Here is a 26,982-nt window from a genome sequence, read left to right as displayed (position 1 = left end):
AAAGAGTGCCCTTATTTGCTACATAGGGATTAACGCAGAGACTATAAGGTGAATCAGAAATAATCTATACTGCGAAAACAAGACAAATCTCTATCCATTTTATGAAATGATATAAATATCGCCTCAATATTTTTAATAAGCGACAAAAGCGACATTATTTAGCGCATTAACTTACTTCAGGATAGCGTTACACTGCCTTTCCGTAAAAAAAGTAAATCACTTTAATCTGATTTCTTTCCCTGCTGGTTGCGTATGAAAAAAACACGTCATATTTGGCGAAGCATAGTATTAACTTTATTTTGTATATTATTTACGTTTGCAGCACAGGCTGATAATAATACGCTAACAGAGAAAATTAATGCATTAGTGAATGACGCATCAAAAAATATAGCAGCCAATGTCACGCGCCATGTAATTTTATTAACCTCTTCTGAAAAATTAGCTGCGCTGTGTGCCGATCCATATCTTTCTTTGAGCGGTAATCAGCGTCTGACCGGCCAGAGAACGGTCATTGCCCGCTGCGGCAATAAAAAGCATTTTCTTCAGGTGCGGATAGAAGCAGAAGGCAGCTGGTGGGTTGCGGCAAGGGATTTAAAAAAAGGCAGTATGCTTAGCCCTGAAGATATCATTCAGCGCAGCGGATCGTTGACGAATTTACCCGCAGATCTCGTTATGCAGCCCAGCGCTCTTCAGGGCGCGGTCTTAACCCGCCCTGTGCGTACCGGCCAGCCGTTAACGAAAAATCAGCTGCGTAAAAGCTGGCGTATCAATCGCGGCGAAGAAACAGACGTGATCGCTTATGGCAACGGCTTTCATATTATGGCCAGAGGAAAAGCGCTGGATAATGCCGCAGTTAACGATCCTGTGCGGGTGCGTATGAAAAGTGGTCAACTGGTAACGGGTAGCGTTAATCACGACGGTAGCGTACGGATAAATTTGTAATTTCATCTTTAGGTATCCGTAAAAACACCGATATTATTAGTAACGCAAAAGGTAAACATCCAGGTTTCGGAGAAAAAATATGAGCATTAACCATACGCTGAAAACGCAACCTGTTACGCCAACCCATGTTCAGCAGGAAGTAAAGCTCGCTCAACGGAATCCGGCTAACAGCGCACCAAAAGAAAATGTCCCGTCTGAAAAAGGCACTGATGTCAAACTCAGCGCCTTAACACAGCAGATCAAAGTCGATGACTCGCGCGATATCAATCTGGATCGCGTCGAAAAAATTAAAGATGCGATTCGTAACGGCGAACTAAAAATGGATTACGAAAAAATTGCTCAGGCGCTGATGCAAAATATTCTCGACGATCGATAAAAGAAACAACGATGCAAACCTTACAGACGACGCTGATTAAACTGCAGGATACGCTTAATGAACTGGACGCAGTGCTGACCGAGGAAATTAAGCAGTTAAGCCACGCTCAGGTTAATGCTGTTGCGCTGCAACAGCTCTCTGATATCAAAAGCAGCCTGTTGGCTACGCTGGCGTGGCATGATGAACAAAGAAAGCAGACAGAAAAAGATCTACAGCTGCAGGCGCCCTATGAGCAACAGCCGACGCTGATGGGCCACTGGAACAGGATATTGCAGTCAACCCAAAAAGCACGAGACATGAATCTGCAAGCCAGCCATTTGCTTGATATTCACATGAAGAAAGTGCAAAGCGTCAGCAAAATTTTGAATAAATCCGCCGCGTCGCCCGGGCTGTATACCGCAGGTGGACAGTCCGAAAATAACGGAAAAGCGCGCGCTTACAATATCACTATATAAAAACAATATGACTCTCTTGTGTGACTTGCCAGCTTTCTGACCAGAAAGCTTTTTTTTTGCTATCAAAAATTCAGCAGATCCTAACGGCGGCAGGAAAACTTTCCTTGCCGCTTTTTTATGCCTGCAAATTGGTCCTACCAAAACCAGCTGTTTGTGACTTTTCTTCCATCATTAAATTAAAGCGTTAAGCAAAGATTGCATTCTGTTCACCGCGAGATAAACAATAATTTAACATCTTTATCCCTTTTGGTCCGACCAGCAGCGGGTTATGCCCTGTCTGACTGCGGTATCGCTTTCCGCCGTATCGGATAACAAGGCGTAACGCTCAGGAGAACCGTAAGCATGCAAACATGGCAGCAACTTTACGATCCGCTGGATAATATTTGGCTATCAAGCCTGATTGCCGCGCTTCCCATTCTGTTTTTCTTTTTCGCCCTAACGCGGCTGCGGCTAAAAGGCTATATCGCCGGCACCATTACCGTATTGATCGCGCTGGCTGTTGCCCTGCTGTTTTATCGTATGCCGCTCGATCGGGCGCTGGCTTCCGCCGTTTACGGCTTTCTCTACGGTCTCTGGCCTATCGCCTGGATTATTGTTGCTGCCGTTTTTGTTTATAAAATCACGGTGAAAACCGGCCAATTTGAAGTTATTCGTAACTCCATTCTTTCTATTACCGAAGATCAACGGTTGCAGATGCTGATCGTCGGCTTTGCTTTTGGATCTTTTCTGGAAGGGGCCGCAGGCTTCGGCGCGCCGGTGGCGATTACCGCCGCGCTGCTGGTCGGGCTGGGTTTTAAACCGGTTTATGCCGCCGGGCTGTGCCTGATTGTCAATACGGCACCGGTTGCCTTTGGCGCGATGGGTATTCCGATTATTGTCGCCGGGCAGGTCACTGGCATAGATGCGATGGCCATCAGCCAAATGGCCGGACGCCAGCTGCCGCTCCTGACGATGATTGTGCTGTTTTGGGTGATGGCAATTATGGATGGCTGGCGCGGCGTAAAAGAGACCTGGCCTGCGGTAATGGTCTCCGGCGGTTCTTTTGCTATCGCCCAGTATCTGACCTCTAACTTTCTGGGGCCGGAGCTGCCGGATGTGATTTCCGCTCTGGTCTCCCTGCTCTGTTTGACGCTGTTTTTGCGCGTCTGGAAGCCGGTACGCATTTTCCGCTTCGATAATCAGGAAAACGCGGCCGCTTCCGCACGCAGCGCTACCCGATACAGCGCGGCGCAGATTACCCGTGCCTGGATGCCGTTCCTGTTTTTAACCATTACCGTCACGTTGTGGAGTATCCCGCCGTTTAAGGCATTGTTTGCCTCCGGCGGTGCGTTTTACCACTGGGTTTTTACCTTCGCCGTGCCGTTCCTGGATCAACTGGTAATTAAGGTGCCGCCGGTGGTCGACGCCGCCACGCCTTATGCCGCCATCTACAAATTCGACTGGTTCTCCGCTACCGGCACCGCAATCTTTATCGCTGCGCTGCTGTCGATTATCTGGTTAAAAATGCGTCCCGCTCAGGCGGTGAGCGCCTTTACCGAGACGCTGCGCGAGCTGGCATTGCCAATTTATTCTATCGGCGCGGTGCTGGCCTTTGCTTTTGTCTCCAACTATTCGGGCCTCTCCACCACCCTGGCGCTGGCGCTGGCGCATACCGGCAACGCGTTTACCTTTTTTTCACCTTTCCTTGGCTGGCTGGGGGTTTTTCTTACCGGTTCTGATACCTCTTCCAATGCACTGTTTGCCGCGCTACAGGCCACGACCGCCCAACAAATTGGCGTGCCTGAAGTGCTGCTGGTCGCTGCCAATACCACCGGCGGCGTTACCGGCAAAATGATTTCGCCGCAGTCGATCGCTATCGCCTGCGCGGCGGTTGGGCTGGTTGGTAAGGAGGCCGATCTCTTCCGCTTTACCGTCAAACACAGCCTGATTTTCACCTGTATTATCGGGGTGATAACTTCGCTACAGGCCTGGGTTTTCCCGTGGATGATCCCCGATGCCGGATGAAATAAGACTGGCCGATCGGCTGGCAGAGCAGCTGCGTCAGTTTATCGCCGAGCAGGGTTTACAGCCCGGTGCGAGACTGCCTGCAGAGCGGCAGCTGGCGCAGCAGCTGGCGGTTTCGCGCTCTTCGCTGCGTGAAGGGCTACAAAAGTTGATCAGCGAAGGTGTGCTGATGAGCCGACGCGGCGGCGGCAATTTTGTGGCGGCTCAGCGCGACGACTGGCCCTCTGTCCGGCTGGTGATGCCGCTCAGTACGTTGTTGGCTGACGATCCAGGTTATCGCTACGACGTACTGGAAGCGCGGATTGCGATTGAGTCCAGCACCGCCTGGCATGCGGCACGGCGCGCCACACCGGAAGATAAGGCGCATATTCAGCGCTGCTGCCAAATGATGCTGCAGGTCAGCGACCGTGACGATCCTGACCTGGCTGCCCATTCCGACGTACGTTTTCATCTGGCGATCGCTGAAGCATCGCATAACCTGGTGCTGTTGCAGGCGATGCGCGGCCTGTTTGATCTGCTGCAGTCATCAGTCATGCAGAGCCGCCAGCGGATGTATACCGCGCCGGAGATTTTCCGTCAGCTGGCAGTGCAGCATGAAGCGATCTGTCAGGCCATCGTGACAGGCGACGCCGACCGCGCGCGCAGCGTCACTATCCACCATCTTGAATTTGTCGACGCCACCATGCGTAACCTGCATGAAGAAGAGGCGCGACGGGCGCGCAGTATGCGCATTCCGGACAGTAAGCGAGGACAACCGTGATTATCTCATCAGCAAAAGATTACCGTGCCGCCGCCAGGGCTAAAGTACCGCCCTTTCTGTTTCATTACGCTGACGGCGGCGCCTATGACGAATATACCATGCGCCGCAACAGCGAAGATCTGGCGCAAATTGCGCTGCGCCAGCGGATTTTACGCAATATGTCTTCGCTGAGCCTGGAGACCCAGCTTTTTGGCGAAACCCTGTCGATGCCGGTGGCGCTGGCACCGGTAGGGTTGTGCGGCATGTATGCGCGACGAGGTGAAGTACAGGCCGCCAGGGCAGCCGATAAAAAAGGCATTCCCTTTACGCTTTCCACCGTATCTCTCTGCCCGATAGAGGAGGTTGCCCCGGCTATCCAGCGTCCGATGTGGTTCCAGCTTTATGTGCTGCGCGATCGCGGTTTTATGCGCAATGCGCTGGAACGGGCGCAGGCGGCGGGCTGCTCGACGCTGGTATTTACCGTGGATATGCCGGTGCCAGGCGCACGCTATCGCGATGCTCATTCCGGCATGAGCGGTCCAAATGCGGCCATACGTCGCTATATTCAGTCGGCGCTCTATCCGCAATGGGCATGGGATGTCGGGCTGCATGGTCGCCCGCACGATCTGGGCAATATCTCCGCCTATCGCGGCGAACCGACCAAACTGGAAGATTATATTGGCTGGCTGGGCAACAATTTTGACCCGTCGATCTCCTGGCGCGACCTGGAATGGATCCGTGATTTCTGGAAAGGCCCAATGGTGATTAAAGGCATTCTCGATCCGGAAGATGCGCGTGATGCGGTGCGCTTCGGCGCGGATGGCATTGTGGTTTCTAACCACGGCGGACGCCAGCTGGACGGGGTGCTCTCTTCCGCACGAGCGTTGCCAGCCATAGCGGATGCGGTGAAGGGCGAGCTGGCGATTCTGGCCGATGGCGGCGTGCGCAGCGGACTGGATGTGGTACGCATGATCGCGCTGGGCGCGGATACGGTTCTGCTGGGCAGAGCCTTTCTCTATGCGCTGGCGGCAGCGGGCGAAGCAGGCGTGACTAACCTGCTGAATCTGGTTGAAAAAGAGATGCGTGTGGCAATGACCTTAACCGGCGCGCGCTCAATTGCAGAAATCACGCGCGAATCGCTGGTGCAGGCAGTCTCGCCGATGCAGCCGGATGCGCTGGCAAAAGCGGTGGCCAACGGCTAAAGGCGTGATGCCGGAGCCGCCAGCCACAAACGTAAAAGCTCCGCCCTCGGGCGGAGCCTGCAATCAGAACTGCTCCCAACCGCCTGCGGCAGCGGGCGCGGTCTGCTTTTTCGCAGCGACAACGTAGCGTGATTCCTGGACTACAGCACTACGTGCGGCAACACTCTGCGGGGCCGTTTTGAACACGGCCACCGTCTGTTCCAGCTGCCTCGCCTGTTCTTCCAGCGAAGAGGCCGCAGCGGAAGACTCTTCCACCAGTGCGGCGTTCTGCTGCGTTGTGGTATCCATTTCCGTCATCGCCTGACCGATCTGCGTAATCCCCCGGTTCTGTTCTTCAGAAGCGTGGGCGATTTCATGCATGATGCTGCTCACCTGTGAGACCGAACGGACAATATCTTCCATTGCCTGACCAGCGCTGCTCACCAGACGTGAACCGTTATTCACCTTTTCACCCGCCTGGTTAATCAACGCTTCGATTTCACGAGCCGCCGTTGCACTGCGCTGAGCCAGGCTGCGTACTTCGCCCGCCACCACGGCAAAGCCGCGTCCCTGTTCACCGGCGCGCGCGGCTTCTACCGCTGCGTTCAGCGCCAGGATGTTGGTCTGGAAAGCGATTCCATTAATCACATTGATGATGTCGGCAATTTTGCGCGAGCTGGTGCTGATCTCATCCATCGTGATCACCACATCCTGCACGATTTTACCGCCACGTCCGGCATTCAGCGTAGCTTCCTGCGCCAGACTGCTGGCCTGATGCGCATTTTCCGCGTTCTGTTTCACGGTAGAAGTAAGCTGTTCCATACTGGCAGCCGTTTCTACCACCGCCGCCGACTGCTGCTCGGTACGTGAAGAGAGATCGATATTCCCGGCGGCGATTTCCGCCGAGGCGCGCGCCACGTTATCTACACCCTGACGCACCTGAACGATAATCTCTTTCAGGTTCTGGTTCATGCGGCCTACCGCCTGCATTAACTGGCCTGGCTCATCGCCTCGCTGCGTATCGATATGGGCAGTCAGATCGCCTGCGGCAATTTGGTTGGCTACCTGCAAGGTTTCACGTAACGGCTGGGTAATATTGCGCGTAATTCGCCAGGCGATAATTAACCCTGCGAGCACGCCCAGTATCGCCGCGCCATACATAATGGCATTGGCTTGCGTAATGGTGTTCGTCACATTCGCCATCTGTCCCTCGTAGAGATCGTTGACCGCAGCATTCAGTTTTCCTGCCGTGGCGGTCAACCCTGCGGACTCACTCTCCTGATGAGAAAAAGCAGTCTGATAACTATCCAGCGTTGCGCTCAGGCGCGCCGTATCCAGTATTAACCCGGCAACCCAGCTGGTTTCACCGCTGGTGAGATGGCTTTTCAGCAGCTCGGCACGCTGGGTTACCGCACTGAGCTTATTCACGATATTGGCCTTTTGCGCCTCATCAGGCTTAGCAATGAAGTCAGGCCAGGCTTTTAACGCATGCTGAATAGCACTTTCCAGACGAGAAGCCGCCAGTACGATGCCCGCATCGGTAGCCACCTGGCCAGATAGCGCTTCACTGCTGCGACCATAATCAGCCAGCGTATGAATGTTCATCTCTTTTAACAGCGCGCTACGCTGATTAACGGCGCTGACAAAACTGTCACGCTGCGTAAGGTAGTTTTCTATTACCTGTTTCATCATATCCAGCTTCGCTTTCCCTTCAGGGTGCCAGCTAAACTGGTAAAGCGACTGCCCCAGCTGTTTTACCTGCTGTAAAGCCTGAGTATTCTCAGTACTGTAGCGGCTTTCGCCGGTATATTGATAAAGCGTGCGGTTAAGGCGAGCCACATTAAGCTGCTGCACCATGTTTACGATAATTTGCTGTTTTTGCGCATCCGTCTGGATATTGTCAAAGCCTTTAATACCGGCTCCCGCAATCCCAACCATGATCAATAGCACCAGAATAAAACCAGATGTGAGTTTCTTACCCACGCTCACATTATTAAAACCTGCCACCAACGCCGCCAAACCGCTCATAGCTCACCTTTATGTTAAAAACTGGGACGATGTAGGGTTATCGACTTGGTTAAGCCACGCTTTAGGAAATTTACCAATATAAAGTGAGGTTTTGAGCAAAGAGAGGCCATCAACAGGAGATGAAGCGTTTAATTTCACTTATTGCCGCCAGAAAAGGGCCGTCAGGATAAAGAAGTAAAGTCACTGAATTGTTAAATATAAATAATAAATTTTATAAATAAATATCTTCTGGCATCCCACTGACCTAGCTGTAATGGTGGTCGTCGGGCTGCCAGCAGAGAAGGCGGACAGCCAGATAAAGTTATGTCAGTACACAGTTTGCATCCGGGCGTATCTTTCTGGTCCAGGCCGATCGAGCATTTCACACAGAATAATTTCAATGCCGTTACACAGCGCGCTAAGCGGCAAATCATTAGCCGAAGTGCCAAAGGGATCCTCCAGCTCCTCCGCCAGGGACTCCAGCGACAAAAAGGTAGAGGAGATAAATACCGATATCAGCGGCGTCAGATAATGCACCAGCACAAACGAGCGGTCGCCTGACAGGTGAGCGTCCGGTTTACAATAATTGACGAAGTTGGGGCAGCGCAGAAGAGGAAAAACGCCCGCGCCGGTGCGCGCAGACGTAAAGCTTAATATTCGTTGCCGGTAATACGCCCGCGATGACTATCCCAGTTGAAGTTCACCCACAGGCTTTGCCCCAGACGCATGCGGTCCATCACGCGCTCGCCCAGCAGCTTAACCATATTGCTGTGATCGAGGTTGGTCAGCATGCCGGTCGGCCGTTTGGAAGAGGAGCGACGATCAACGATCTGGTTGATAATGACCTTTTCATAGCGTGATTCCGTCTGCATCCCGATTTCATCAATCACCAGCAGATCCACGGTGCTGAAATCGTGCAGCAGATGTTCTTCGGTGCGGTCGCTGTCGCCGTTGAAGGTGCCTTTAATGATCGACATCAGGTCGGCGACCGTCACGATCAGCACGCTTTTACCGCGCAAAATCAGGTGGTTGCCAATCGCCGCGGCCAGATGGTTTTTCCCGGTGCCGGGACGGCCAGAAAACACAAAGCTGGCGATACTGTGATCAAACTCATCAGCATAACGGCGTGCCTGTTCCAGCGCTTTACGTTGCCCTTCGTTTTCTACCCGATAGTTATCGAACGAGCAGTTCATATGCAACTCGCGGATGCCGGATCGACCCAGAATACGCTGCATTTTCATCGCCCGATTTTCACGCGCAATCGCCTCCGAACGCTGGCGACCCTGCTCCTGATTCCAGGCCAACAGCTCTTCGCCGTTCTGGAATTTAGGCTTGATATGGGCCGGCATCATCCGTTGCAGACGGTTAAATAACTCAGCGGGCGTTTTCATTATTCACCTCGGAAACCATCAGGGATTGTGTGATCGGGTTCAGGCAGCTGATTAACATCGCGCTGCGCTCTGCTACCGTTAACTGCCCGGCTCTGCTGGACGCTACGCGCCAGTTTTTGCTGCCACTGCATATGATGGAAAGGACGTCCGTCAGCCTGCCACCAGGTGATAAAGGCGGCCAGCTCGGCGGGCGTAACCGGCTCGCTTAGCGCAATGCCCCAGATGGCGGCCTGGCGCTGAAAATCGGCGTCCGGTCGCCAGCCCGGGTACATCATAAACTTGCCGACCGGCACTGAAACCGGGTGCGTCAGCGTATCATTATAGAGCTGTTCATCCAGCGTCACATCACTTTGCGGCTGGCGTACCGCCGCTTCCAGCTCCAGAAGCTGTGCCAGCCGGTCAGGAGTTACCGCATACAGCACCGGCGCATTATTATCGAACACGGCAACCGCTCCCGCACCTGCAGCAGAAAGCGCGCCGATCGGATCCTGGCGAAACGCGTCGAGGCCAATGACAGTTGAGGTTAAAATCTTGACAGACATGGTGATTTCCGGATTCTGTTGCAGGCAAAACGTAACTGGCTGCCGTAGCCGCCAAAACAGGCGCTATTCTATCAAGTTTAGCGCCTGGAATCGCCTGTTGCTTAATACTGAGACTGCCAGGCGATGCCGATTTTTTCCTGTTTCACGTAGCGTAAATCCCAAAGGTAACGCAGGCTGGCAAGCAGACAAAAACTGTATCCCAGCAGTTCCGTACCCTCCTCCGCCATATTTTTTACCGTGCGGTTATAGCCGTCGAGCATCAGCGTTTCCCACAGTTCATGCATGCCAAACAAACGTGAAAAAATTAAAATTGTCAGCAGGCCCGCAGCCATCATATTCCAGCTGGGATGGTGGAGAAAATGAACCAGCCCTGAGAGCGTAGCGGAGGGATGCAGCACCGCTCGCCAGATGCAGATAAGCGCCACGGATAGCGCCGGCCAGATCCAGGTACCGTGGTGGATGCGATCAAACAGGAAATCCATTTCGCGGATCAGCATACAGGTAAAGAAGCCGCCAATCAGCAACAGGCTGTAGCGCAGATTTTTCTGCCTGAATACCTGACCAAAGAACATCAGGGCAATCACCGCCAGCTGAATTTCCTGAAAAATTTCGGTAAACGACGTCTCATGCAGCGCGTCGTTCATCCAGTTCACATCAATAAAAACCAACCCCATCATCAACGCAAGAAAGATCGCACAGCCAAAAAAGCCAGCAAATTTTACAGCAATAATTTTTATATCGTCGGACATGAAATCTCCCTGGTAAAGATTAGCGCGCTGATTATATGCGTGCTAAATAACCATATTTCTCATTTCATGCGTTAAAATCGCCGGGCGGCAGCATGATAAGCTGCCAGTCTCGATCAGACTGACCAGACAGGAAGGGACAGATGCAACGATGTGGCTGGGTTTCAACCGATCCGCTTTATCAAACCTATCACGACCGCGAATGGGGCATTGCGCAAACCCAAAGCAGAATACTGTTTGAAATGCTCTGTCTGGAGGGTCAGCAGGCGGGGCTGTCATGGATTACGGTGCTGAAAAAACGAGAAAACTACCGCGCCGCCTTTTATCAGTTCGATCCGCATGCCGTGGCGTTAATGAACGAAAGCGATATCGATCGCCTGATGCAAAACAGCGGGCTGATTCGCCATCGCGCCAAGCTCAATGCCATCGTCACCAACGCGCGCGCTTATCTGGCAATGCAGGAAAACGGCGATGATTTCTCGCGTTTTATCTGGTCGTTTGTTGATGGGCAACCGCAAATCAACCATTTTGCCGATGGCGCCGCCGTTCCCGCCCAGACGCCGGTTTCGCTCGCCCTGTCGAAAGCGCTGAAAAAGCGCGGCTTTAAATTTGTCGGCTCCACCATCTGTTACGCCTTTATGCAGGCCTGCGGACTGGTTAATGACCATATAACGACCTGTTTCCGCCATCCTGATAACCAGCCGCGCTGAATCTTTACAAATCTGAGGAAATTCCTGGATATTTCCTGAAGCACTACGCGGCATAATGACCGCTTTAAGCGGGTGCGCTTGTTAGTTGGTTTTTACAGGATAGAAGATGAAAAAAAATATTATTGCCTTGTCACTGTTATTGAGCGGGGCCGTTGCCCTTTCCGGCTGTACCACTAACCCATACACCGGGGAGTCGCAGGCAGGGAAATCGGGTATCGGCGCAAGTATGGGGGCGCTGGTTGGCGCAGGCGTTGGCGTGCTCTCTTCGTCGAAAAAAGATCGCGGCAAAGGCGCGCTGATTGGCGCAGCTTCCGGCGCAGCGCTGGGTGGCGGCCTGGGTTACTATATGGATGTGCAGGAAGCCAAGCTGCGTGACAAAATGCGCGGCACCGGCGTTAGCGTAACGCGCAGCGGAGATACCATTATTCTGAATATGCCGAATAATGTCACCTTCGACAGCAGCAGCAGCACGCTGAAACCTGCGGGCGCGGAGACGCTGACCGGTGTTGCGATGGTACTGAAAGAGTATCCGAAAACCGCCGTTAACGTGGTTGGCTATACCGATAGCACCGGTACGCGCGCGCTGAATATGCGTCTGTCGCAGCAGCGTGCCGATAGCGTTGCCAGCGCGCTGATCCTGCAGGGCGTTTCCAGCAATCGTCTACGCACCGGCGGCATGGGCCCGGATAACCCAATCGCGTCCAACAGCACGGAAGAAGGCAAAGCGCAAAACCGTCGCGTTGAAATTACGCTTAGCCCGCTGTCATAACACAGCTTCAGGGGGCAGGCAGGCCGCAGCCCCCTTTTATCCGTACGCTTTTTCCCTTTTTACCGTTCCTGTCCTGATGCTAACTCCCAACAGTAAGCTGTGTTAGTCTCTCATCGAATTCGCGGAGTGAAGAAAGAGATGAAGCAAAAGGCTATACGCGCCACCATTAGTGATGTTGCCCGGGTGGCAAAAACCGGCAAAACCAGCGTTTCCCGTTACCTCAACGGCGAGCAGCATGCGCTTTCGCCAGATCTGAAACAACGGATTGAGCAGGCGATCGCCGCGCTTAATTATCGCCCTAATCAAATGGCGCGCGGCCTGAAACGAGGGCGCACCCGTCTTATCGGGCTGATTATCGCCGATATTACCAATCCCTATTCAGTGGATGTGCTGTGCGGTATTGAGGCGGCCTGCCGCGCTCATGGCTTTACGCTGCTGGTTTGTAATACCAATAACGAAATCGATCAGGAACAACACTATTTGCAGCTGCTCAGCAGCTATCAGGTGGAAGGTATTGTGGTGAACGCCGTCGGGATGCGCGAAGATGCGCTGAATCGCCTACAGCAGTCGCTGCTGCCGATGGTGCTGATCGATCGCAAAATCCCTGATTTTTCCTGTGACGTGGTCGGGCTGGATAATGCCCAGGCGGCGACCGTTGCAACCGAGCATTTAGTGAAGAACGGCTACCGGGCGTTGCTGTTTCTCAGTGAGCCGCTTGGTCTGGTGAATACCCGTCTGGAGCGCCTGCAGGCGTTCCGCCAGGTTTGTGCGCGTCATACAACCATCATCAGTGAAAATGCAGAGGCAGCGCTCAGCGACGCCAGCGCCATGGATCGTATTATCAATGACTTTTACCAGCGCCATGCTCAACAGCCTGCGGCATTGCTGGTGGCTAACGGCGCGTTGACGCTGCAGGTAGCGCGCTCATTGCGACGGCTGGGCCTGAACTGGGGCCAGCAAATCGGCTTGCTGGGCTTTGACGAACTGGAGTGGGCTGAGCTGGCAGGCGACGGCATCACCACATTGAAACAGCCAACCTGGCAGATCGGCTATGCGGCGCTGGAGCGGGTGATCCAGCGTATTGAAGGCGAAGCCACAACTATTGAAGAGAAGACATTCAGCGGCGAGTTAGTGATTCGCGGCTCCAGCCGTGCTTTAGGTTAATTCATTTTTTACCCCGGCCAGCACAGCTTGTTGCGTCGGGAGCCCCCTTCTGTGACAAACCAGATGATTCGTGGAACAAAATAGCTTACATCGTGAGCGCGATCATAATTCCATACTTTCCAACTTTGCTTTGGAACCGGTTCCAATTAGCTTTTCTTTAGGCGGGTTCACATGCTGTAGCCCCGGAGGAAAAGATGAAACCAGAAATTATTGTCGTGACCGCTGCGTACGGTCATCAAAAAGTTACCGCGCTGGGTGGACAACTGGCGTTATTATCCATCATCGCTGAAGCGGGTGCTGACGGCGTAGAGATCCGGCGTGAACTTTTGGCGGAATCTGAGCTGCAAAGCCTGCCACAGCTGGCTGAAGCCGTTGCTGAACATCGGCTGAAAGCCTCTTATTCTGTTCCCGATGCGCTATTTGTCGAAGGTGGCAAGGTGAATCCACTGCTGGAACGCTATCTGCATGAGGCAGAGCAACTGCGCGCGCAGCGGCTGAAAGTGTCGCTGGGCCCTTATCAGCCGGGCACAGAGATTACGTTGCCTGTCAGCAATGTCAGCCTGGTGGTGGAAAACGATCAGACTGAATACGGTACGCTTGCGGCCATCGCGCCTTTCTTTGAGCAGCCGCATACCCATTTTGAGATGACTTTTGATATGGCCAACTGGCAGTGGACCGGTGATGATGCCATGGCCGCAGCGCGTCGGCTGGCACATTACGTCAGCTATATTCATGTGAAAGCGGCTGTACCTCATAACTGCAGCTGGCGTGCTATTGCACTCGACGATGCCGATAACAGCTGGCGAGAGTTGTTAAATCTGCTGCCCGGTAACGTGCCGCGCGGTATCGAGTTTCCGCTCCAGGGTGACGATCTGGTGGCCGTGACGCGCCATTATGTTGACCTGCTGCGTGGGGAGTAAATCATGATTAACCAAAACCAACCGCAGGGCGCGCTGGATGTGGTGACCATCGGTGAAGCGATGGCGATGTTCGTGGCCAGAGAGGCAGGCGATCTGGCTGCAGCAGAAACCTTTACCAAACGCATTGCCGGCGCGGAGCTTAACGTCGCTATCGGCCTGGCGCGTCTCGGTCTGAAAGTGGGCTGGGTAAGCCGGGTTGGCGATGATGCCTTTGGCCGCTTTGTTCATCAGCAGCTGGAAAAAGAGGGCATTGACCATCAGCGCGTTACCACGGATAAGCGCTATCCCACCGGCTTTCAACTGAAATCGAAAGTTGAGGATGGCTCCGACCCAATGGTGGAATATTTCCGTAAAGGCTCCGCCGCCAGCCATCTCTCTGTAGACGATTTCGACCGCGACTATTTTGGCGCAGCTCGTCATCTGCATTTAAGCGGCGTGGCGGCAGCCCTTTCCGCCAGCTCGCTGGCGCTGTTAAACCATACGGCGCAGGAGATGCGCGCCATGGGTAAAACCCTTTCTTTCGATCCTAACCTGCGTCCGGTGCTGTGGCCGAGCGAACAGGAGATGGTGAAACAGCTTAATCAGCTGGCCAGCTATGCCGACTGGGTATTGCCGGGCGAAAAAGAGGGCCTGATCCTCACTGGTTACCGCCAGCCAGAGGCGATCGCTGACTTTTATCTCGATAAAGGCGTCAAAGCGGTGATTATTAAAACCGGCGGCGACGGCGCCTGGTATAAAACCGCCTCGGGTGATAAAGCACAGGTTGCAGCCATTCGCGTCGAGAAAGTAGTGGATACGGTGGGCGCAGGCGACGGGTTTGCCGTTGGCGTGATCAGCGCGCTGCTGGAAGGCAAGCCGCTGCCGCAGGCTATCCGTCGCGGCAACAAGATTGGCTCGCTGGCTATCCAGGCGATCGGCGATAGCGAAGGTTTACCGACGCGTGCCGAGCTGGGCGACTACTGAGCGACAAACCCTACGACTCGTTATAACGATGCATGTCGATGACGCCGTCATCAGAATATGCGCCTCAACAGAGGATAAGCTCATGACCAAGCATACAATCGCGCCGAAACGCTGGTGGTATATCATCCCCATCATTTTTATCACCTACAGCCTGGCGTACCTCGATCGTGCAAACTTTAGCTTCGCCTCGGCAGCCGGTATTAATGAAGATTTAGGCATTACCAAGGGGATGTCCTCCCTGTTGGGCGCGCTGTTCTTCCTGGGCTACTTTTTCTTCCAGATCCCCGGCGCCGTGTACGCTGAACGTCGCAGCGTGAAAAAGCTGGTGTTCTGGTGCCTGATTCTGTGGGGGCTTTGTGCCTCGCTGACCGGTGTGGTGAGCAATATCCCGATGCTGGCGGCAATCCGCTTTACGCTGGGCGTGGTGGAAGCAGCAGTAATGCCAGCAATGCTGATTTATATCAGCAACTGGTTTACCAAGTCGGAGCGCTCGCGTGCTAACACCTTTTTGATCCTGGGTAATCCGGTGACCGTGCTGTGGATGTCGGTGGTCTCTGGCTATCTGATCAACGCCTTCGGCTGGCGCGAGATGTTTATTATTGAAGGGCTGCCGGCGGTGCTGTGGGCGGTGTGCTGGTGGTTTTTGGTGCAGGATAAACCCTCTCAGGCAAGCTGGCTGAGCGAAGAGGAAAAAGCTGCGCTACAGGAGCAACTGCGTAAAGAGCAGGAAGGGATCAAAGCGGTACGCAACTATCGTGAAGCGTTTAAATCGCGCAATGTGATTATCCTTTGTATGCAATATTTCGCCTGGAGCATCGGCGTGTATGGCTTTGTGCTGTGGCTGCCGTCAATTTTACGCAACGGTACCGAAATGGGCATGGTTGAAGCGGGCTGGCTCTCTGCCGTGCCATACCTGGCGGCGACGATTGCGATGATTGTGGTGTCGTGGGCTTCTGACCGGATGCAAAACCGTAAACTGTTCGTTTGGCCTTTGCTGCTGATCGGCGCGCTGGCATTCCTTGGCTCATGGCTGGTCGGCTCCAGTAACTTCTGGCTCTCTTACAGCCTGCTGGTGATTGCCGGTGCGGCAATGTATGCGCCTTACGGCCCCTTCTTCGCCATTATTCCTGAAATGCTGCCGCGTAACGTGGCGGGCGGCGCGATGGCGCTAATCAACAGCATGGGCGCGCTCGGTTCGTTTTTGGGTTCATGGATCGTCGGCTACCTTAACGGTGCAACCGGTAGCCCGGCGGCATCCTATATCTTCATGGGCGTGGCGCTGCTGGTGGCGGTATTCCTGACGTTGATCGTTAAACCGGCGGAGAACAAACGCTCCCCCTCGTCCGGGCGCACGGCCAGGCACGCCTGATTAGCCCGTGCGTAAAGGCCGGGCTCGCCCGGCCTCAAACCACCAATCAATCCTTTTCGTTTTACCGCCTGACCGGCGGATGGAGTCTGATATGAAGCCTGAAGTGGTGTTGTACAAAACGTTGCCTGATGATTTACGTGCCCGTCTTGATGCGCACTTTACCGTAACCACCATTAAAGGCCTGACGCCGGAAATCGTAGATGAACATGCGGATCTGTTTGCCCGTGCGGAGGGCATTATCGGTTCCAGTTGTAAAGTGGATGACGCGCTGCTGCAGAAAATGCCGAAGCTGCGCGCCGCCTCGACGATTTCCGTAGGCTATGACAATTTCGACGTTGATGCGTTGAACCAGCGCGGCATTGTGCTGATGCATACGCCAACCGTGCTGACGGAGACCGTCGCCGACACCATAATGGCATTAGTGTTAAGCAGCGCCCGTCGTGTGGTGGAAGTCGCCGGGCGGGTTAAGGCCGGTGAGTGGCAACGCAGCATCGGGCCGGACTGGTTTGGCATCGATGTGCACCACAAAAAGATGGGTATTCTGGGCATGGGCCGCATTGGCCTGGCGCTGGCGCAGCGCGCGCATCATGGCTTCGGCATGCCGATTCTGTATAACGCCCGCAGACATCATGAAGACGCTGAAACACGCTTTAACGCGCAATATTGCGATCTTGATACACTGCTGCAGGAGTGCGATTTTCTGTGTATTAGCCTGCCGTTGACCGAACAAACGCACCATATGATTGGCCGGGAACAGTTGGCAAAAATGAAGCCGAGCGCCATTTTAATTAATGCGGGCCGTGGACCGGTAGTGGATGAGCAGGCGTTGATTGCGGCCCTGAAAGATAAAACCATTCATGCTGCCGGACTGGATGTGTTTGAACAGGAACCGCTGCCAGCCGATTCAGAACTGCTGAAACTGCCCAACGTCGTGGCGCTACCACATATTGGCTCTGCAACGCATGAAACCCGCTACGGCATGGCACGTGATGCGGTAGAAAACCTGATCGCCGCGCTGGCGGGCAAGGTGGAAAAGAACTGCGTTAATCCGCAGGTGCTGCGCTAAGCGAGCCGCTCCAGTAAAAGCGATCGCCCCATGCGATCGCTTGCAACATATTTATTCCACTGCCAGCGGTTTCTCTTCCAGCTGCGGTGCGTTATCGCCCTGTAACGTTTTAACCCGCTGCTCTACTTTTTGCACCGCCTGCGCATCTTTCAGCAGCGTATAGGTCAGGGTGAAGGCCTGAGTTTGCCCCGGCTGAAGCTGTTTTACCCGTCCCTGCTCTTTCTCAATGGTGACCGGATAGGCATAGTTGGTGCCGGGTTCAATACCGGTAACGTAACCCTGTTTCAGGGTATCGGTGTTTTTCCACAACGTCAGCAACGGCAGTTGATGGGTATCAAACTCAATGGCCGCGCCCTTATCGCCTTTACTGTTGATAACCGCCGCCACCGTTTTGCCTTGCGCATCTGCCAGCGGCATCAGGTTGAATACCATCTCATCAAATCCCCTGGTCGGCGCGTCGTAGGTGTTCCAGTTTTTCAGCCCCTGCTTCGCATAATCATTAAAGGGAGAGACACTTTTCACTGGCGCAATAAAGCGGGCATCTTTTTCCAGAATTGGCGTGCCGAAGTTGCTGTGATAGATGATTTGGTAATCCTGCGGATAGTCGCTTTGATTGGTCAGCTCATCATGAATGGTAAAGCTGTCGCTGCCAGGGATATAGCGCAGCTCTGTCCAGGTGCTGAAGTTCGCTTTTTTAAAGGTGTGCTCTTTTAGCAGGCCGCGAATACGGATTTCATGTGGCGCATGATCATCAACAACGATCTCAACTCGTGATGCAGGCGTATTTCCCGCTTTGCCGTGCAGCGTATAGAGCATGCCGTCCTTGCTTACCGGATGACCGGTCCATTCAAAGCCGCAGCGCACCATCATTTCGTTAAAGCCATCAAGCCAGCCCAGGCCATTGCGGCTTTCCAGGTTAATATAAGCGGGATTGACCACCTCATCTACCGGCGAATCCCAGCCCATACGCACGCCGTGTCCATTAACATGTAGCAGATCCATCCCGCGGCTGGGGCTAAGGGCGATAGTCAGCCCATTATCGCTGCGCAGGGTAATCACTTTTGTACCCTCCTGCTTGCCGCCATGCAGAACTTTTTGCTCAATGCTGAAGGGTTGCCCTTCCAGCTTCAGCTGTTGACTGCTGATAGACCAGTTGCCTTTATCCATGCCGCTTTCAGCATCCGTCAGCAACCATGACTGGGCCAGAACAGGTGTGGAAAACAGCATTGATACCGTCATTGCCGCCAGAGTTTTTTTCATTTCTTCATCCTTTAGCTGAATTGATTTAGCCAAACAGCCAGCAGGTTACAAACGGAAGATATGAAAAACAGTGATGACAGTCACCGACAGCGTTTTATCCGCTGTATCAGTCAAAAAATGAGATTGTTAACGCATGTTTAGTGATTTTGTTGCAGTTAAGAGAATAAAAAATGTGATCTGTGCATGAAGCAACCTGATACGTTTCAGCTAACACCATCGGCTTCGTTGCTGTATCGGTCAGGTAAGCCGTTTGCATCGGCATTCACCTGACGGTAAGGTAGACCCACACTGCCTATCACAATTGATTTACAGCTATGAGCTTCTCTCTCTTCGGTGACAAATTTACCCGCCATACCGGCATTGCACGTTTAATGGAAGACATGGATGAAGGGTTGCGCACGCCTGGCGCGGTAATGCTTGGCGGCGGTAATCCGGCGCAGATCCCGGCAATGGATGATTATTTTCATCAGCTGCTGCTGCAGATGCACCAGGAGGGAAAACTCACCGAGGCGCTATGCAATTATGATGGCCCGCGCGGCAAAACGCTGCTGCTGGAGGCGCTGGCAGCGTTGCTGCGCGAAGAGCTGGGCTGGCAAATTTCACCCAAAAATATCGCCCTGACTAACGGCAGCCAGAGCGCCTTCTTCTATCTGTTTAATCTGTACGCCGGACGCCGTGCTGACGGCATCAAAAAGCGCGTTCTGTTTCCGCTGACGCCAGAATACCTGGGTTATGCCGACGCGGGACTGGATGAAGATCTGTTTATGGCCGCCCGGCCTAATATTGAACTGCTTCCGGAAGGCCAGTTTAAATATCACGTCGATTTCGACCATTTGTCAATTACCGATGAAGTGGGTCTGATTTGCGTTTCGCGCCCTACCAACCCTACCGGCAATGTCATTACCGATGAGGAGTTGCTGCATCTGGATATGCTGGCGCAGCAGCATGATATTCCCCTGTTGATTGATAACGCCTACGGTCTGCCTTTTCCCGGCATTATTTTCAGCGAGGCGCGTCCGCTGTGGAACCCCAATATTATTCTCTGCATGAGCCTGTCGAAACTGGGCCTGCCGGGCGCACGCTGCGGGATTATCGTGGCGGATGAAAAGGTAATTGACGCCATCAGTAATATGAACGGCATTATCAGCCTGGCACCGGGCAGCGTTGGCCCCGCCATCGCCACAGAAATGATCCAGCGCGGCGATCTGCTGCGGCTGTCGGAAACGGTTATCAAACCCTTCTACCAGCAACGGGTGCGGGAAACCATCAGCATCATTCGTCGCTATCTGCCGGAAGATCGCTGCCTGATCCATAAGCCGGAAGGCGCTATCTTCCTCTGGCTGTGGTTTAAGGACCTGCCCATCACCACCGAGCTGCTCTATCAGCGCCTGAAACAGCGGGGCGTGCTAATGGTGCCCGGCCACTTCTTTTTCCCTGGCCTGGCGCATGACTGGCCGCATATGCACCAGTGTATGCGCATGAACTATGTTCCGGATGGTGAGAAAATTGAGCGGGCCGTAAAAATTCTTGCTGAAGAGATGGATCGCGCCTGGAGTGAGCGGGCGCTGTAATAGCGGCCACCGCGCTCTACCTTATCAGCCATACCTCTCCCTTATGGCTACAAACTCTGTATAGCAAACAGTCAGCTATACGAGTAAGTTAATTAACAATTCATTAACTATGGATAGTGGGAGAGGCAATGTCCGTAAAAGATCTGTTGCTGGCACTTTGTGTTGTTGTCGCCTGGGGCGTTAACTTTGTAGTCATCAAAGTCGGGCTGCATGATATGCCGCCGTTTCTGCTGGCAGCCCTGCGCTTCGCGCTGGTCGCGCTGCCCGCTATCTTTTTTGTGCGTCCCCCTAAAGTTCCGCTGCGCTGGCTGGCACTCTACGGAATTACCATCAGCTTCGGACAGTTCGCCTTTCTGTTTTTAGCTATCAAGCTTGGCATGCCTGCCGGACTGGCTTCACTGGTGCTTCAGGCTCAGGCCTTTTTCACTCTACTGCTTGGCGCGCTGCTGCTGGCGGATAAACTGCGCTGGCATCATATTGCCGGCATGGTTATCGCTTCAGGCGGCATATTTTTGTTAGCCACGACCGCGCATGGCGTTCAGGCCGCCACCGGCGTGACGGTAACCACGATGTTACTGACGCTGGCCGCCGCGCTCTGTTGGGGCATGGGCAATATCACCAATAAGGTCATTATGCGTAACGGTAACGTACCCATTATGTCACTGGTGGTCTGGAGCGCCCTGATCCCCGTGGGGCCTTTTCTGCTTTGCTCATGGCTGTTCGAAGGTCAGGCTGCGATTATGCACAGCCTGGTGCATATCCAGCTACAAACGGTGCTGGCGTTGGTTTATCTGGCATTTATCGCCACTATTATAGGCTACGGCATTTGGGGCACGCTGCTGAGCCGTTATGAAACCTGGCGCGTAGCGCCGCTCTCGCTACTGGTGCCGGTGGTAGGCATTCTTAGCGCGGCGCTGCTGCTGGGAGAGACGCTCTCTATGCGTCAGATTGCTGGAGCCATGATCATTGTGGTCGGTCTGGTGGTTAATATTTTCGGCGGGCGCTTAACGCCGCTGCGTACGGTGCATGCGCAGCGTGATTAATGTTTTGCAGTGTGCAAATACAACAACGCCGCGTTTCCGCGGCGTCAGGTTTGCTTATTAGCTCAGGATTTCGATACGGCGTGGTTTCATCTCTTCCGGCACGATGCGTTCCAGATCGATGTACAACAAGCCGTTTTCCAGGCGGGCGTCGCGTACCACAATGTGATCAGCCAGCTGGAATTTACGTTCGAAATTACGTTCAGCAATCCCCTGATAGAGATATTTACGCTCGTTTTGATCTTCAGGATGTGCGCCACGCACAATCAACATATTGTCATGTGCGGTAATATCCAGTTCGTTCTGTGCGAAACCCGCTACGGCAATCGTGATGCGGTAATGGTTTTCCGCCACCAGCTCTACGTTGTACGGAGGGTAACCGCCGTTGCTTTGGTTCTGGTTAGACTCCAGCAGATTGAACAGGCGATCAAAACCAATAGATGAACGATAGAGCGGAGAAAGGTCAAAGTTACGCATAATACAAAGCTCCTGATTTTCAGCGAGTAGGTTAAACGTAGCCTTCCACGATGGACAGGCTATCTGGTCACGCTGGCAAACCCATTCGGCGAATGCCGCGCTGACCGTAATAAAAAAATGGGGATAGCTAACTATCTTTCAAGGGGGGTTTTGCGATTTTTTTAAGCAAACACCAGAGAATGTCATACACTCAGGGGAAAATGTCGTCATACATCCAGACGAGAGTCACCACAGAGTGACCGGGATTTTCCTCGTCGCAGATAATGAAACTCAGTCAGGCAATCTGCTATGGCTGAAGGGATAAAAAGATGAAAGCGATAATGAAATACCGTTTAGCAGGGCTTCTGGCCTGTAGCCTATCGGTCGGCACCTCCGGCTGCTCCAGCATGATGTCACACACCGGCGCCAGTCAGGGCTATTATCCCGGCACCCGCGCCAGCGCGGAAATGTTGACCGACGATCAAAGCAGCTGGGCGCTGAAGCCGCTGGCACTGGTGGATCTCCCTTTCTCAGCCGTGCTGGATACCCTCCTGCTGCCCTGGGACTATATGCACGCTGACGATAGTCCATCCATCGATTCACCGCGCGCGCGCGTTATAGAAGCAGAGAAGCTGGCGCATACCCAGGAACATCTGGCAGCAGCCGCGCCGTTGGCAATTAACTCAACGCAACCGTAAAAATTTGCCGGTAGCCGTCCAGGTCACGCATAAAGGCGACCTGGCGGCCATCGGGCGAAAACACCACCGCATCGCCTGAAGGCGGCGTTTCACTTCGTGGCGTCAGACGCCGCATCTTTCCGCTGTTGCGCTCGCACACCATTACGCTGTTATCGCAGATAAAAGCCAGCCGATCGCCATCGGGATGCCAGCTAAACGCTGACTGAATATCATACTCGCCGTGCGTGATCTGGCGCGGTTCGCCGTGGCTGGTCGGGATGCCCCATAGCTGTACCACGCCCTGGTCATCACGCATTAAACAGGCAATTTCACTGCCATCCGGCGCGCTACGTAGCCAGTGACGCGGGGTTATCGCCAGCCCAGGGAAACGGCGCTGATGCGTAAAGGTTAAGCGGCGTTGAACGACACCGCGTGGCGGCGCAGGCAAGCTGGTTTCGGTGCCTTCCAGCGGTGCATCGCCCGGCTGAGCGTAATCATTCAGCTTCTCCGGCAGATCGACAATAAATACTTCCGGCACCGTGCTGCCATCGATGGCCCGCGTATCGCCAATAAAAGCAAGCGCCCAGCGCTGACGACAGCCATCCGCCCGCAGATAGCCCTGCTGGCCGATCCAGCCTTCTTCATAAGCGCGATTGATCTCATCGCTGCCGGGCTTTGGCGTGGAGGTGGTTTTGCTGACCAGCACGCAAAAGTGGCTGCCATCATACTCACGCGGATGCTGTTTCACAGGACAAACCGCATGCAGCGGTACGGCAATCCCGACGTTACGCAAATCCTCTTTGCTGTCCCATTCGTGCATCACATGATCGTTATAGGTAAAGCTGATCCGGCTGCCGTCCGGGCTAAAAACGTGAACATGCGAGCCGCCGCGCAGCGCGCCGGGCGTGAAGGGCGGCGTAATATCACAGGCGTCCAGATTTTCCGCCTTGCCGTTTTGAATAATCACGCCACGGCGGTGATGAAAATCATAGCGCCAGCCTGCGTCCGGATGCTCCGGCCCATGAATGCAGGCATAGCGCGGCGGCATATCGGGGCTAACGGTAACCACGCCAACGTGAGCGCCGTCCCGAGCCTGATAGAGGATTTCCGTCGCCCCGCTGGCTACATTCACGCGCTCAATGGTTAAGCCGGTAAAAGAGGCACCGGAAGGGCGCACATCATAAGCCAGCCATTGACTGTCGGCGGTCCAGACGTTGGTATTGGTCAACTGATGATTGCGCGCCGCATGAGTTATCTGTTTTTCCATGGCTTACAGCACAAATTTTTCGATAGCGTGCGCCACGCCATCTTCCGCATTGGTTTTAGTGACAAACTGGCTAATAGCGATCACCGAGTCGATCGCATTGCCCATCGCCACGCCGGTACCTGCATATTCAATCATTGCCAGGTCGTTTTCCTGATCGCCGATAGCCATTACTTCATGCTGCGCCAGATGTAGCTGCTGCGCCAGCGCATGCACGCCGGTGCCTTTATTGACCTTCGGATGGAGGATTTCAAGATAATAAGGCGCGCTTTTCATGATGGTGTAATTCTGCTGCGCTTCTTGCGGCAGGCGGGCAATCGCCGCATCCAACAGTTCGGGATGATCGATCATCATCAGTTTCGGGAAGGTGAGCGAACGCGCCATCTCCTCTACCGCGCGATAGCGCACCGGAATTCCGGTTAAATACGCTTCATGAATGGTGTATTCGCTGATGTCTTTGTTCGGGGTATACAGCGAGGATTTATCCAGCGCCTGAAAATGCACGCCCAGCTCACGCGCCAGCTGTTCAAACTTCAGATAATCGTCAAACGAGAGGGTGGTTTCTGCGACGCAATCGCCATTTACCGCCCGCTGGACCAGCGCGCCGTTATTGGTGATGCAATACTGGCCTTCCTGCTGCAAATCCAGCTCCATCAGGTAGCGTTCCACGCCGATATAAGGACGTCCGGTGGTCAGCACGATATGCACGCCTTTATCACGCGCCTGCCCGATAGCCTGCTTAACGCGCGGCGTAATCTGGTGTTGGGGATTAAGCAGCGTGCCGTCCATATCAATTGCAATCAGTTTTATCGCCATAACGTCCTCGTTCGTTTTTCGGTTTGGTTTAATGCTAGCGCGATCCAGTTCACAATGACCAGTATGACGCAAACTTAGGACGCGCCAGATAAAAAAAACGCCAGTCACAAGGACTGGCGTCAGGCTGCTGAAAACGCTAAGCCGGTTAAATATCGATATTGGCCGCTTTCAAGGCGTTTTCTTCAATAAAGGCGCGGCGCGGCTCAACCGCATCGCCCATCAGCGTGGTAAACAGCTGATCGGCGGCAATCGCGTCTTTAATGGTTACGCGCAGCATGCGACGGCTATCCGGATCCATAGTGGTTTCCCACAGCTGCTCCGGGTTCATCTCGCCCAGACCTTTATAACGCTGTACTGACAGGCCGCGACGCGACTCTTTTACCAGCCACTCCAGCGCCTGTTCGAAGCTCTCTACCGGCTGACGACGTTCGCCGCGTTCGATATAGGCATCTTCTTCCAACAGACCGCGCAGTTTCATGCCCAGCGTACAGATTTTGCGATATTCCGGGCCCTGAATAAATTCGCTATCCAGCGGATAGTCAGTATCCACGCCATGCGTACGCACACGCAGTACCGGCTCAAAAATATTCAGTTCGCGGTTTTCGCGTACGCTGGCAACATAGGTGCTGCCGTGCGTCTCTGTTTCATTCAGCCGGGCAACCAGCGTATCGATCCACTCGGTGACCGTCTGTTGGTTATCCAGGCTTTCCAGCGTCGGATGGTAAACCAGCGATTTAAGCAGCGCCATCGGGAAACGACGCTCCATACGCTTGATCATGCGCTGCGTGCTGTTGTACTCGGAAACCAGACTTTCCAGCGGCTCGCCACCCAGCGCAGGGGCGCTGGCATTGGTATGAAGCGTTGCGCCATCCAGCGCAATGGCGATCTGATACTGATCCATCGCCTCATCATCTTTGATGTACTGCTCCTGCTTGCCTTTTTTCACCTTGTACAGCGGCGGCTGCGCAATATAAACGTGGCCGCGCTCAATGATTTCCGGCATCTGACGATAGAAGAAGGTCAACAGCAGCGTACGAATGTGCGAGCCGTCGACGTCCGCATCGGTCATGATAATGATGCTGTGATAACGCAGCTTGTCCGGGTTATATTCGTCACGGCCAATGCCGCAGCCCAGCGCAGTGATCAGCGTTGCCACTTCCTGCGAAGCGAGCATCTTATCGAAGCGCGCTTTCTCTACGTTCAGGATTTTACCCTTCAGCGGCAGAATCGCCTGGTTCTTACGGTTACGACCCTGCTTGGCTGAACCGCCTGCGGAGTCACCCTCCACCAGGTAAATTTCTGAGTGCGCCGGATCGCGCTCCTGACAGTCGGCCAGTTTGCCCGGCAGACCGGCCAGATCCAGTGCGCCTTTACGACGGGTCATTTCACGTGCACGACGTGCCGCTTCGCGCGCGCGCGCCGCATCGATAATTTTGCCAACGACGATTTTCGCATCGGAGGGGTTTTCCAGCAGGTATTCCGCCAGCAGCTCGTTCATCTGCGATTCAACTGCCGATTTCACCTCGGAAGAGACCAGTTTATCTTTGGTCTGAGAGGAGAATTTCGGATCCGGCACCTTCACGGAGACTACCGCAATCAGGCCTTCACGCGCATCGTCGCCGGTGGCGCTAACTTTCGCTTTCTTGCTGTAGCCTTCTTTATCCATATAGGCATTCAGCGTACGCGTCATCGCCGCACGAAAGCCCGCCAGGTGCGTACCGCCGTCGCGCTGCGGAATGTTGTTGGTGAAGCAGTAGATGTTTTCCTGGAAACCGTCGTTCCACTGCAGCGCCACTTCCACGCCGATGCCATCCTTCTCGGTAGAGAAGTAGAACACGTTGGGATGGATAGGCGTTTTGTTTTTGTTCAGGTATTCAACAAAGGCCTTGATACCGCCTTCGTAATGATAGTGATCGCTTTTATCCGTGCGTTTGTCTTCCAGACGGATAGACACGCCGGAGTTCAGGAACGACAGCTCGCGCAGACGCTTGGCCAGGATTTCATATTCGAATTCCACAACGTTGGTAAAGGTCTGATGGCTTGGCCAGAAACGCACGCGCGTACCGGTCAAATCGGTTTCGCCTGTGACCGCCAGCGGTGCCTGCGGCACGCCGTGCACATAGGTCTGCTGATGCACTTTACCTTCGCGACGAATGGTCAGTTCCAGCTTTTCAGAAAGCGCGTTAACTACCGAAACGCCCACGCCATGCAGGCCGCCGGAGACTTTGTAGGAGTTGTCATCAAACTTACCGCCCGCGTGCAGGACGGTCATGATCACTTCCGCTGCCGAAACGCCTTCCTCCGGGTGGATCCCGGTAGGAATGCCACGGCCATCATCCTGCACCGAAACGGAATTATCAGCATGGATGGTAACGGTGATCTCTTTACAGTGGCCTGCGAGCGCTTCGTCGATGGCGTTATCCACGACCTCGAATACCATGTGATGCAGACCGGTGCCGTCATCCGTATCGCCGATATACATTCCCGGGCGTTTGCGTACCGCATCAAGTCCTTTCAGGACTTTGATACTTGAGGAGTCATAAGAATTCGACAT

General features: G+C 53.9%; 25 protein-coding genes and 1 pseudogene. 16 read left to right on the top strand and 10 right to left on the bottom strand.

The features are described 5' to 3' along the window. The first annotated feature begins 252 nt into the window (after positions 1 to 252). The 6 genes from flgA (at position 253) to lldD (ending at position 5,718) form a co-directional block, all read left to right on the top strand. On the top strand, positions 253 to 942 hold the full coding sequence (gene flgA, locus ACQE32_RS11095; protein WP_427021783.1) for a flagellar basal body P-ring formation chaperone FlgA: 690 nt from the start codon (positions 253 to 255) through the stop codon (positions 940 to 942). Positions 943 to 1,021: 79 nt separating this feature from the next. Further along, the gene (gene flgM, locus ACQE32_RS11090) at positions 1,022 to 1,318 is read left to right on the top strand and encodes a flagellar biosynthesis anti-sigma factor FlgM (protein WP_426981441.1); all 297 of its coding nucleotides are present in this window, start codon (positions 1,022 to 1,024) and stop codon (positions 1,316 to 1,318) included. Between the two features lie 11 nt (positions 1,319 to 1,329). Next, positions 1,330 to 1,773, top strand: coding sequence for a flagella synthesis protein FlgN (locus ACQE32_RS11085; RefSeq protein WP_426973812.1), 444 nt, complete (start codon positions 1,330 to 1,332; stop codon positions 1,771 to 1,773). A gap of 342 nt (positions 1,774 to 2,115) precedes the next feature. Then, positions 2,116 to 3,777, top strand: a complete 1,662-nt coding sequence (gene lldP / locus ACQE32_RS11080) for an L-lactate permease (RefSeq protein ID WP_427021782.1) — start codon at positions 2,116 to 2,118, stop codon at positions 3,775 to 3,777. Beyond that, complete coding sequence (lldR, locus tag ACQE32_RS11075) at positions 3,767 to 4,537, top strand: transcriptional regulator LldR (protein ID WP_426973810.1); 771 nt, start codon at positions 3,767 to 3,769, stop codon at positions 4,535 to 4,537. Before lldP ends, lldR begins: the two co-directional genes overlap by 11 nt. Continuing rightward, positions 4,534 to 5,718 carry an FMN-dependent L-lactate dehydrogenase LldD gene (lldD, locus tag ACQE32_RS11070; RefSeq protein WP_250651304.1) on the top strand — a complete coding sequence of 395 codons (1,185 nt, stop codon included), beginning with the start codon at positions 4,534 to 4,536 and terminating at the stop codon, positions 5,716 to 5,718. Before lldR ends, lldD begins: the two co-directional genes overlap by 4 nt. A 63-nt stretch (positions 5,719 to 5,781) precedes the next feature. Here lldD and ACQE32_RS11065 read toward each other — a convergent pair whose 3' ends face one another. From ACQE32_RS11065 to ACQE32_RS11045, 5 genes and pseudogenes are all read right to left on the bottom strand, one after another. After that, positions 5,782 to 7,725, bottom strand: coding sequence for a methyl-accepting chemotaxis protein (locus ACQE32_RS11065; protein ID WP_427021781.1), 1,944 nt, complete (start codon positions 7,723 to 7,725; stop codon positions 5,782 to 5,784). A gap of 301 nt (positions 7,726 to 8,026) precedes the next feature. Further along, positions 8,027 to 8,241: pseudogene (locus tag ACQE32_RS11060) on the bottom strand (bestrophin family ion channel); the annotation flags it as partial. Positions 8,242 to 8,354: 113 nt separating this feature from the next. Next, positions 8,355 to 9,095, bottom strand: a complete 741-nt coding sequence (gene dnaC / locus ACQE32_RS11055) for a DNA replication protein DnaC (protein ID WP_085069096.1) — start codon at positions 9,093 to 9,095, stop codon at positions 8,355 to 8,357. Next, positions 9,095 to 9,637: a primosomal protein DnaT gene (gene dnaT / locus ACQE32_RS11050; RefSeq protein ID WP_426973808.1), complete on the bottom strand. Its 543-nt coding sequence runs from the start codon at positions 9,635 to 9,637 to the stop codon at positions 9,095 to 9,097. Before dnaT ends, dnaC begins: the two co-directional genes overlap by 1 nt. Before the next feature lie 101 nt (positions 9,638 to 9,738). Next, a complete protein-coding gene (locus ACQE32_RS11045) occupies positions 9,739 to 10,386 on the bottom strand; it encodes a hypothetical protein (protein ID WP_427021780.1) in 648 nt (215 codons plus the stop codon). Between the two features lie 140 nt (positions 10,387 to 10,526). Here ACQE32_RS11045 and ACQE32_RS11040 point away from each other — a divergent pair, with 140 nt between their 5' ends. From ACQE32_RS11040 to ghrB, 7 genes are all read left to right on the top strand, one after another. Beyond that, the gene (locus ACQE32_RS11040) at positions 10,527 to 11,093 is read left to right on the top strand and encodes a DNA-3-methyladenine glycosylase I (RefSeq protein ID WP_426973806.1); all 567 of its coding nucleotides are present in this window, start codon (positions 10,527 to 10,529) and stop codon (positions 11,091 to 11,093) included. 106 nt (positions 11,094 to 11,199) lie between these two features. Next, on the top strand, positions 11,200 to 11,862 hold the full coding sequence (locus ACQE32_RS11035) for an OmpA family lipoprotein (protein WP_427021779.1): 663 nt from the start codon (positions 11,200 to 11,202) through the stop codon (positions 11,860 to 11,862). Between the two features lie 138 nt (positions 11,863 to 12,000). Continuing rightward, a complete protein-coding gene (locus tag ACQE32_RS11030) occupies positions 12,001 to 13,026 on the top strand; it encodes a LacI family DNA-binding transcriptional regulator (protein WP_426981444.1) in 1,026 nt (341 codons plus the stop codon). A gap of 194 nt (positions 13,027 to 13,220) precedes the next feature. Further along, positions 13,221 to 13,946: a sugar phosphate isomerase/epimerase family protein gene (locus tag ACQE32_RS11025; protein ID WP_426973803.1), complete on the top strand. Its 726-nt coding sequence runs from the start codon at positions 13,221 to 13,223 to the stop codon at positions 13,944 to 13,946. A gap of 3 nt (positions 13,947 to 13,949) precedes the next feature. Continuing rightward, complete coding sequence (locus ACQE32_RS11020; protein WP_426981445.1) at positions 13,950 to 14,909, top strand: sugar kinase; 960 nt, start codon at positions 13,950 to 13,952, stop codon at positions 14,907 to 14,909. Between the two features lie 82 nt (positions 14,910 to 14,991). Next, positions 14,992 to 16,278 carry an MFS transporter gene (locus tag ACQE32_RS11015; protein ID WP_427021778.1) on the top strand — a complete coding sequence of 429 codons (1,287 nt, stop codon included), beginning with the start codon at positions 14,992 to 14,994 and terminating at the stop codon, positions 16,276 to 16,278. 91 nt (positions 16,279 to 16,369) lie between these two features. Beyond that, a complete protein-coding gene (gene ghrB / locus ACQE32_RS11010) occupies positions 16,370 to 17,344 on the top strand; it encodes a glyoxylate/hydroxypyruvate reductase GhrB (protein ID WP_426981446.1) in 975 nt (324 codons plus the stop codon). A 51-nt stretch (positions 17,345 to 17,395) separates the two neighbouring features. On the opposite strand, the gene ACQE32_RS11005 is transcribed toward ghrB, so the two are convergent. Continuing rightward, positions 17,396 to 18,604, bottom strand: a complete 1,209-nt coding sequence (locus ACQE32_RS11005) for an aldose 1-epimerase family protein (protein ID WP_426981447.1) — start codon at positions 18,602 to 18,604, stop codon at positions 17,396 to 17,398. A 314-nt stretch (positions 18,605 to 18,918) separates the two neighbouring features. On the opposite strand from ACQE32_RS11005, the gene ACQE32_RS11000 reads away from it, so the two are divergent. Together ACQE32_RS11000 and ACQE32_RS10995 are read left to right on the top strand one after the other, a co-directional pair. Then, the gene (locus ACQE32_RS11000; protein ID WP_426973798.1) at positions 18,919 to 20,175 is read left to right on the top strand and encodes a valine--pyruvate transaminase; all 1,257 of its coding nucleotides are present in this window, start codon (positions 18,919 to 18,921) and stop codon (positions 20,173 to 20,175) included. 128 nt (positions 20,176 to 20,303) lie between these two features. After that, positions 20,304 to 21,218, top strand: coding sequence for an EamA family transporter (locus ACQE32_RS10995; protein ID WP_426973797.1), 915 nt, complete (start codon positions 20,304 to 20,306; stop codon positions 21,216 to 21,218). A gap of 57 nt (positions 21,219 to 21,275) precedes the next feature. On the opposite strand, the gene ibpA is transcribed toward ACQE32_RS10995, so the two are convergent. Beyond that, positions 21,276 to 21,692, bottom strand: coding sequence for a small heat shock chaperone IbpA (gene ibpA / locus ACQE32_RS10990; RefSeq protein ID WP_085069121.1), 417 nt, complete (start codon positions 21,690 to 21,692; stop codon positions 21,276 to 21,278). A 308-nt stretch (positions 21,693 to 22,000) separates the two neighbouring features. On the opposite strand from ibpA, the gene ACQE32_RS10985 reads away from it, so the two are divergent. After that, a complete protein-coding gene (locus ACQE32_RS10985; RefSeq protein ID WP_427021777.1) occupies positions 22,001 to 22,369 on the top strand; it encodes a YceK/YidQ family lipoprotein in 369 nt (122 codons plus the stop codon). Here ACQE32_RS10985 and ACQE32_RS10980 read toward each other — a convergent pair. From ACQE32_RS10980 to gyrB, 3 genes are all read right to left on the bottom strand, one after another. Then, positions 22,350 to 23,615, bottom strand: coding sequence for a DUF3748 domain-containing protein (locus tag ACQE32_RS10980; protein ID WP_427021776.1), 1,266 nt, complete (start codon positions 23,613 to 23,615; stop codon positions 22,350 to 22,352). The two genes, ACQE32_RS10985 and ACQE32_RS10980, sit on opposite strands and share 20 nt — an antisense overlap. Before the next feature lie 3 nt (positions 23,616 to 23,618). Further along, a complete protein-coding gene (yidA, locus tag ACQE32_RS10975; protein ID WP_426973794.1) occupies positions 23,619 to 24,428 on the bottom strand; it encodes a sugar-phosphatase in 810 nt (269 codons plus the stop codon). Positions 24,429 to 24,573: 145 nt separating this feature from the next. Next, positions 24,574 to 26,982, bottom strand: coding sequence for a DNA topoisomerase (ATP-hydrolyzing) subunit B (gene gyrB / locus ACQE32_RS10970; RefSeq protein ID WP_426973793.1), 2,409 nt, complete (start codon positions 26,980 to 26,982; stop codon positions 24,574 to 24,576).

The organism is Pantoea sp. FN0302, from assembly GCF_050113775.1.
Classification (GTDB): Bacteria; Pseudomonadota; Gammaproteobacteria; order Enterobacterales; family Enterobacteriaceae; genus Mixta; species Mixta alhagi.
The sequence above is the reverse complement of the archived record's forward strand: the minus strand, read 5'-3'. Positions and strand labels throughout refer to the sequence as shown.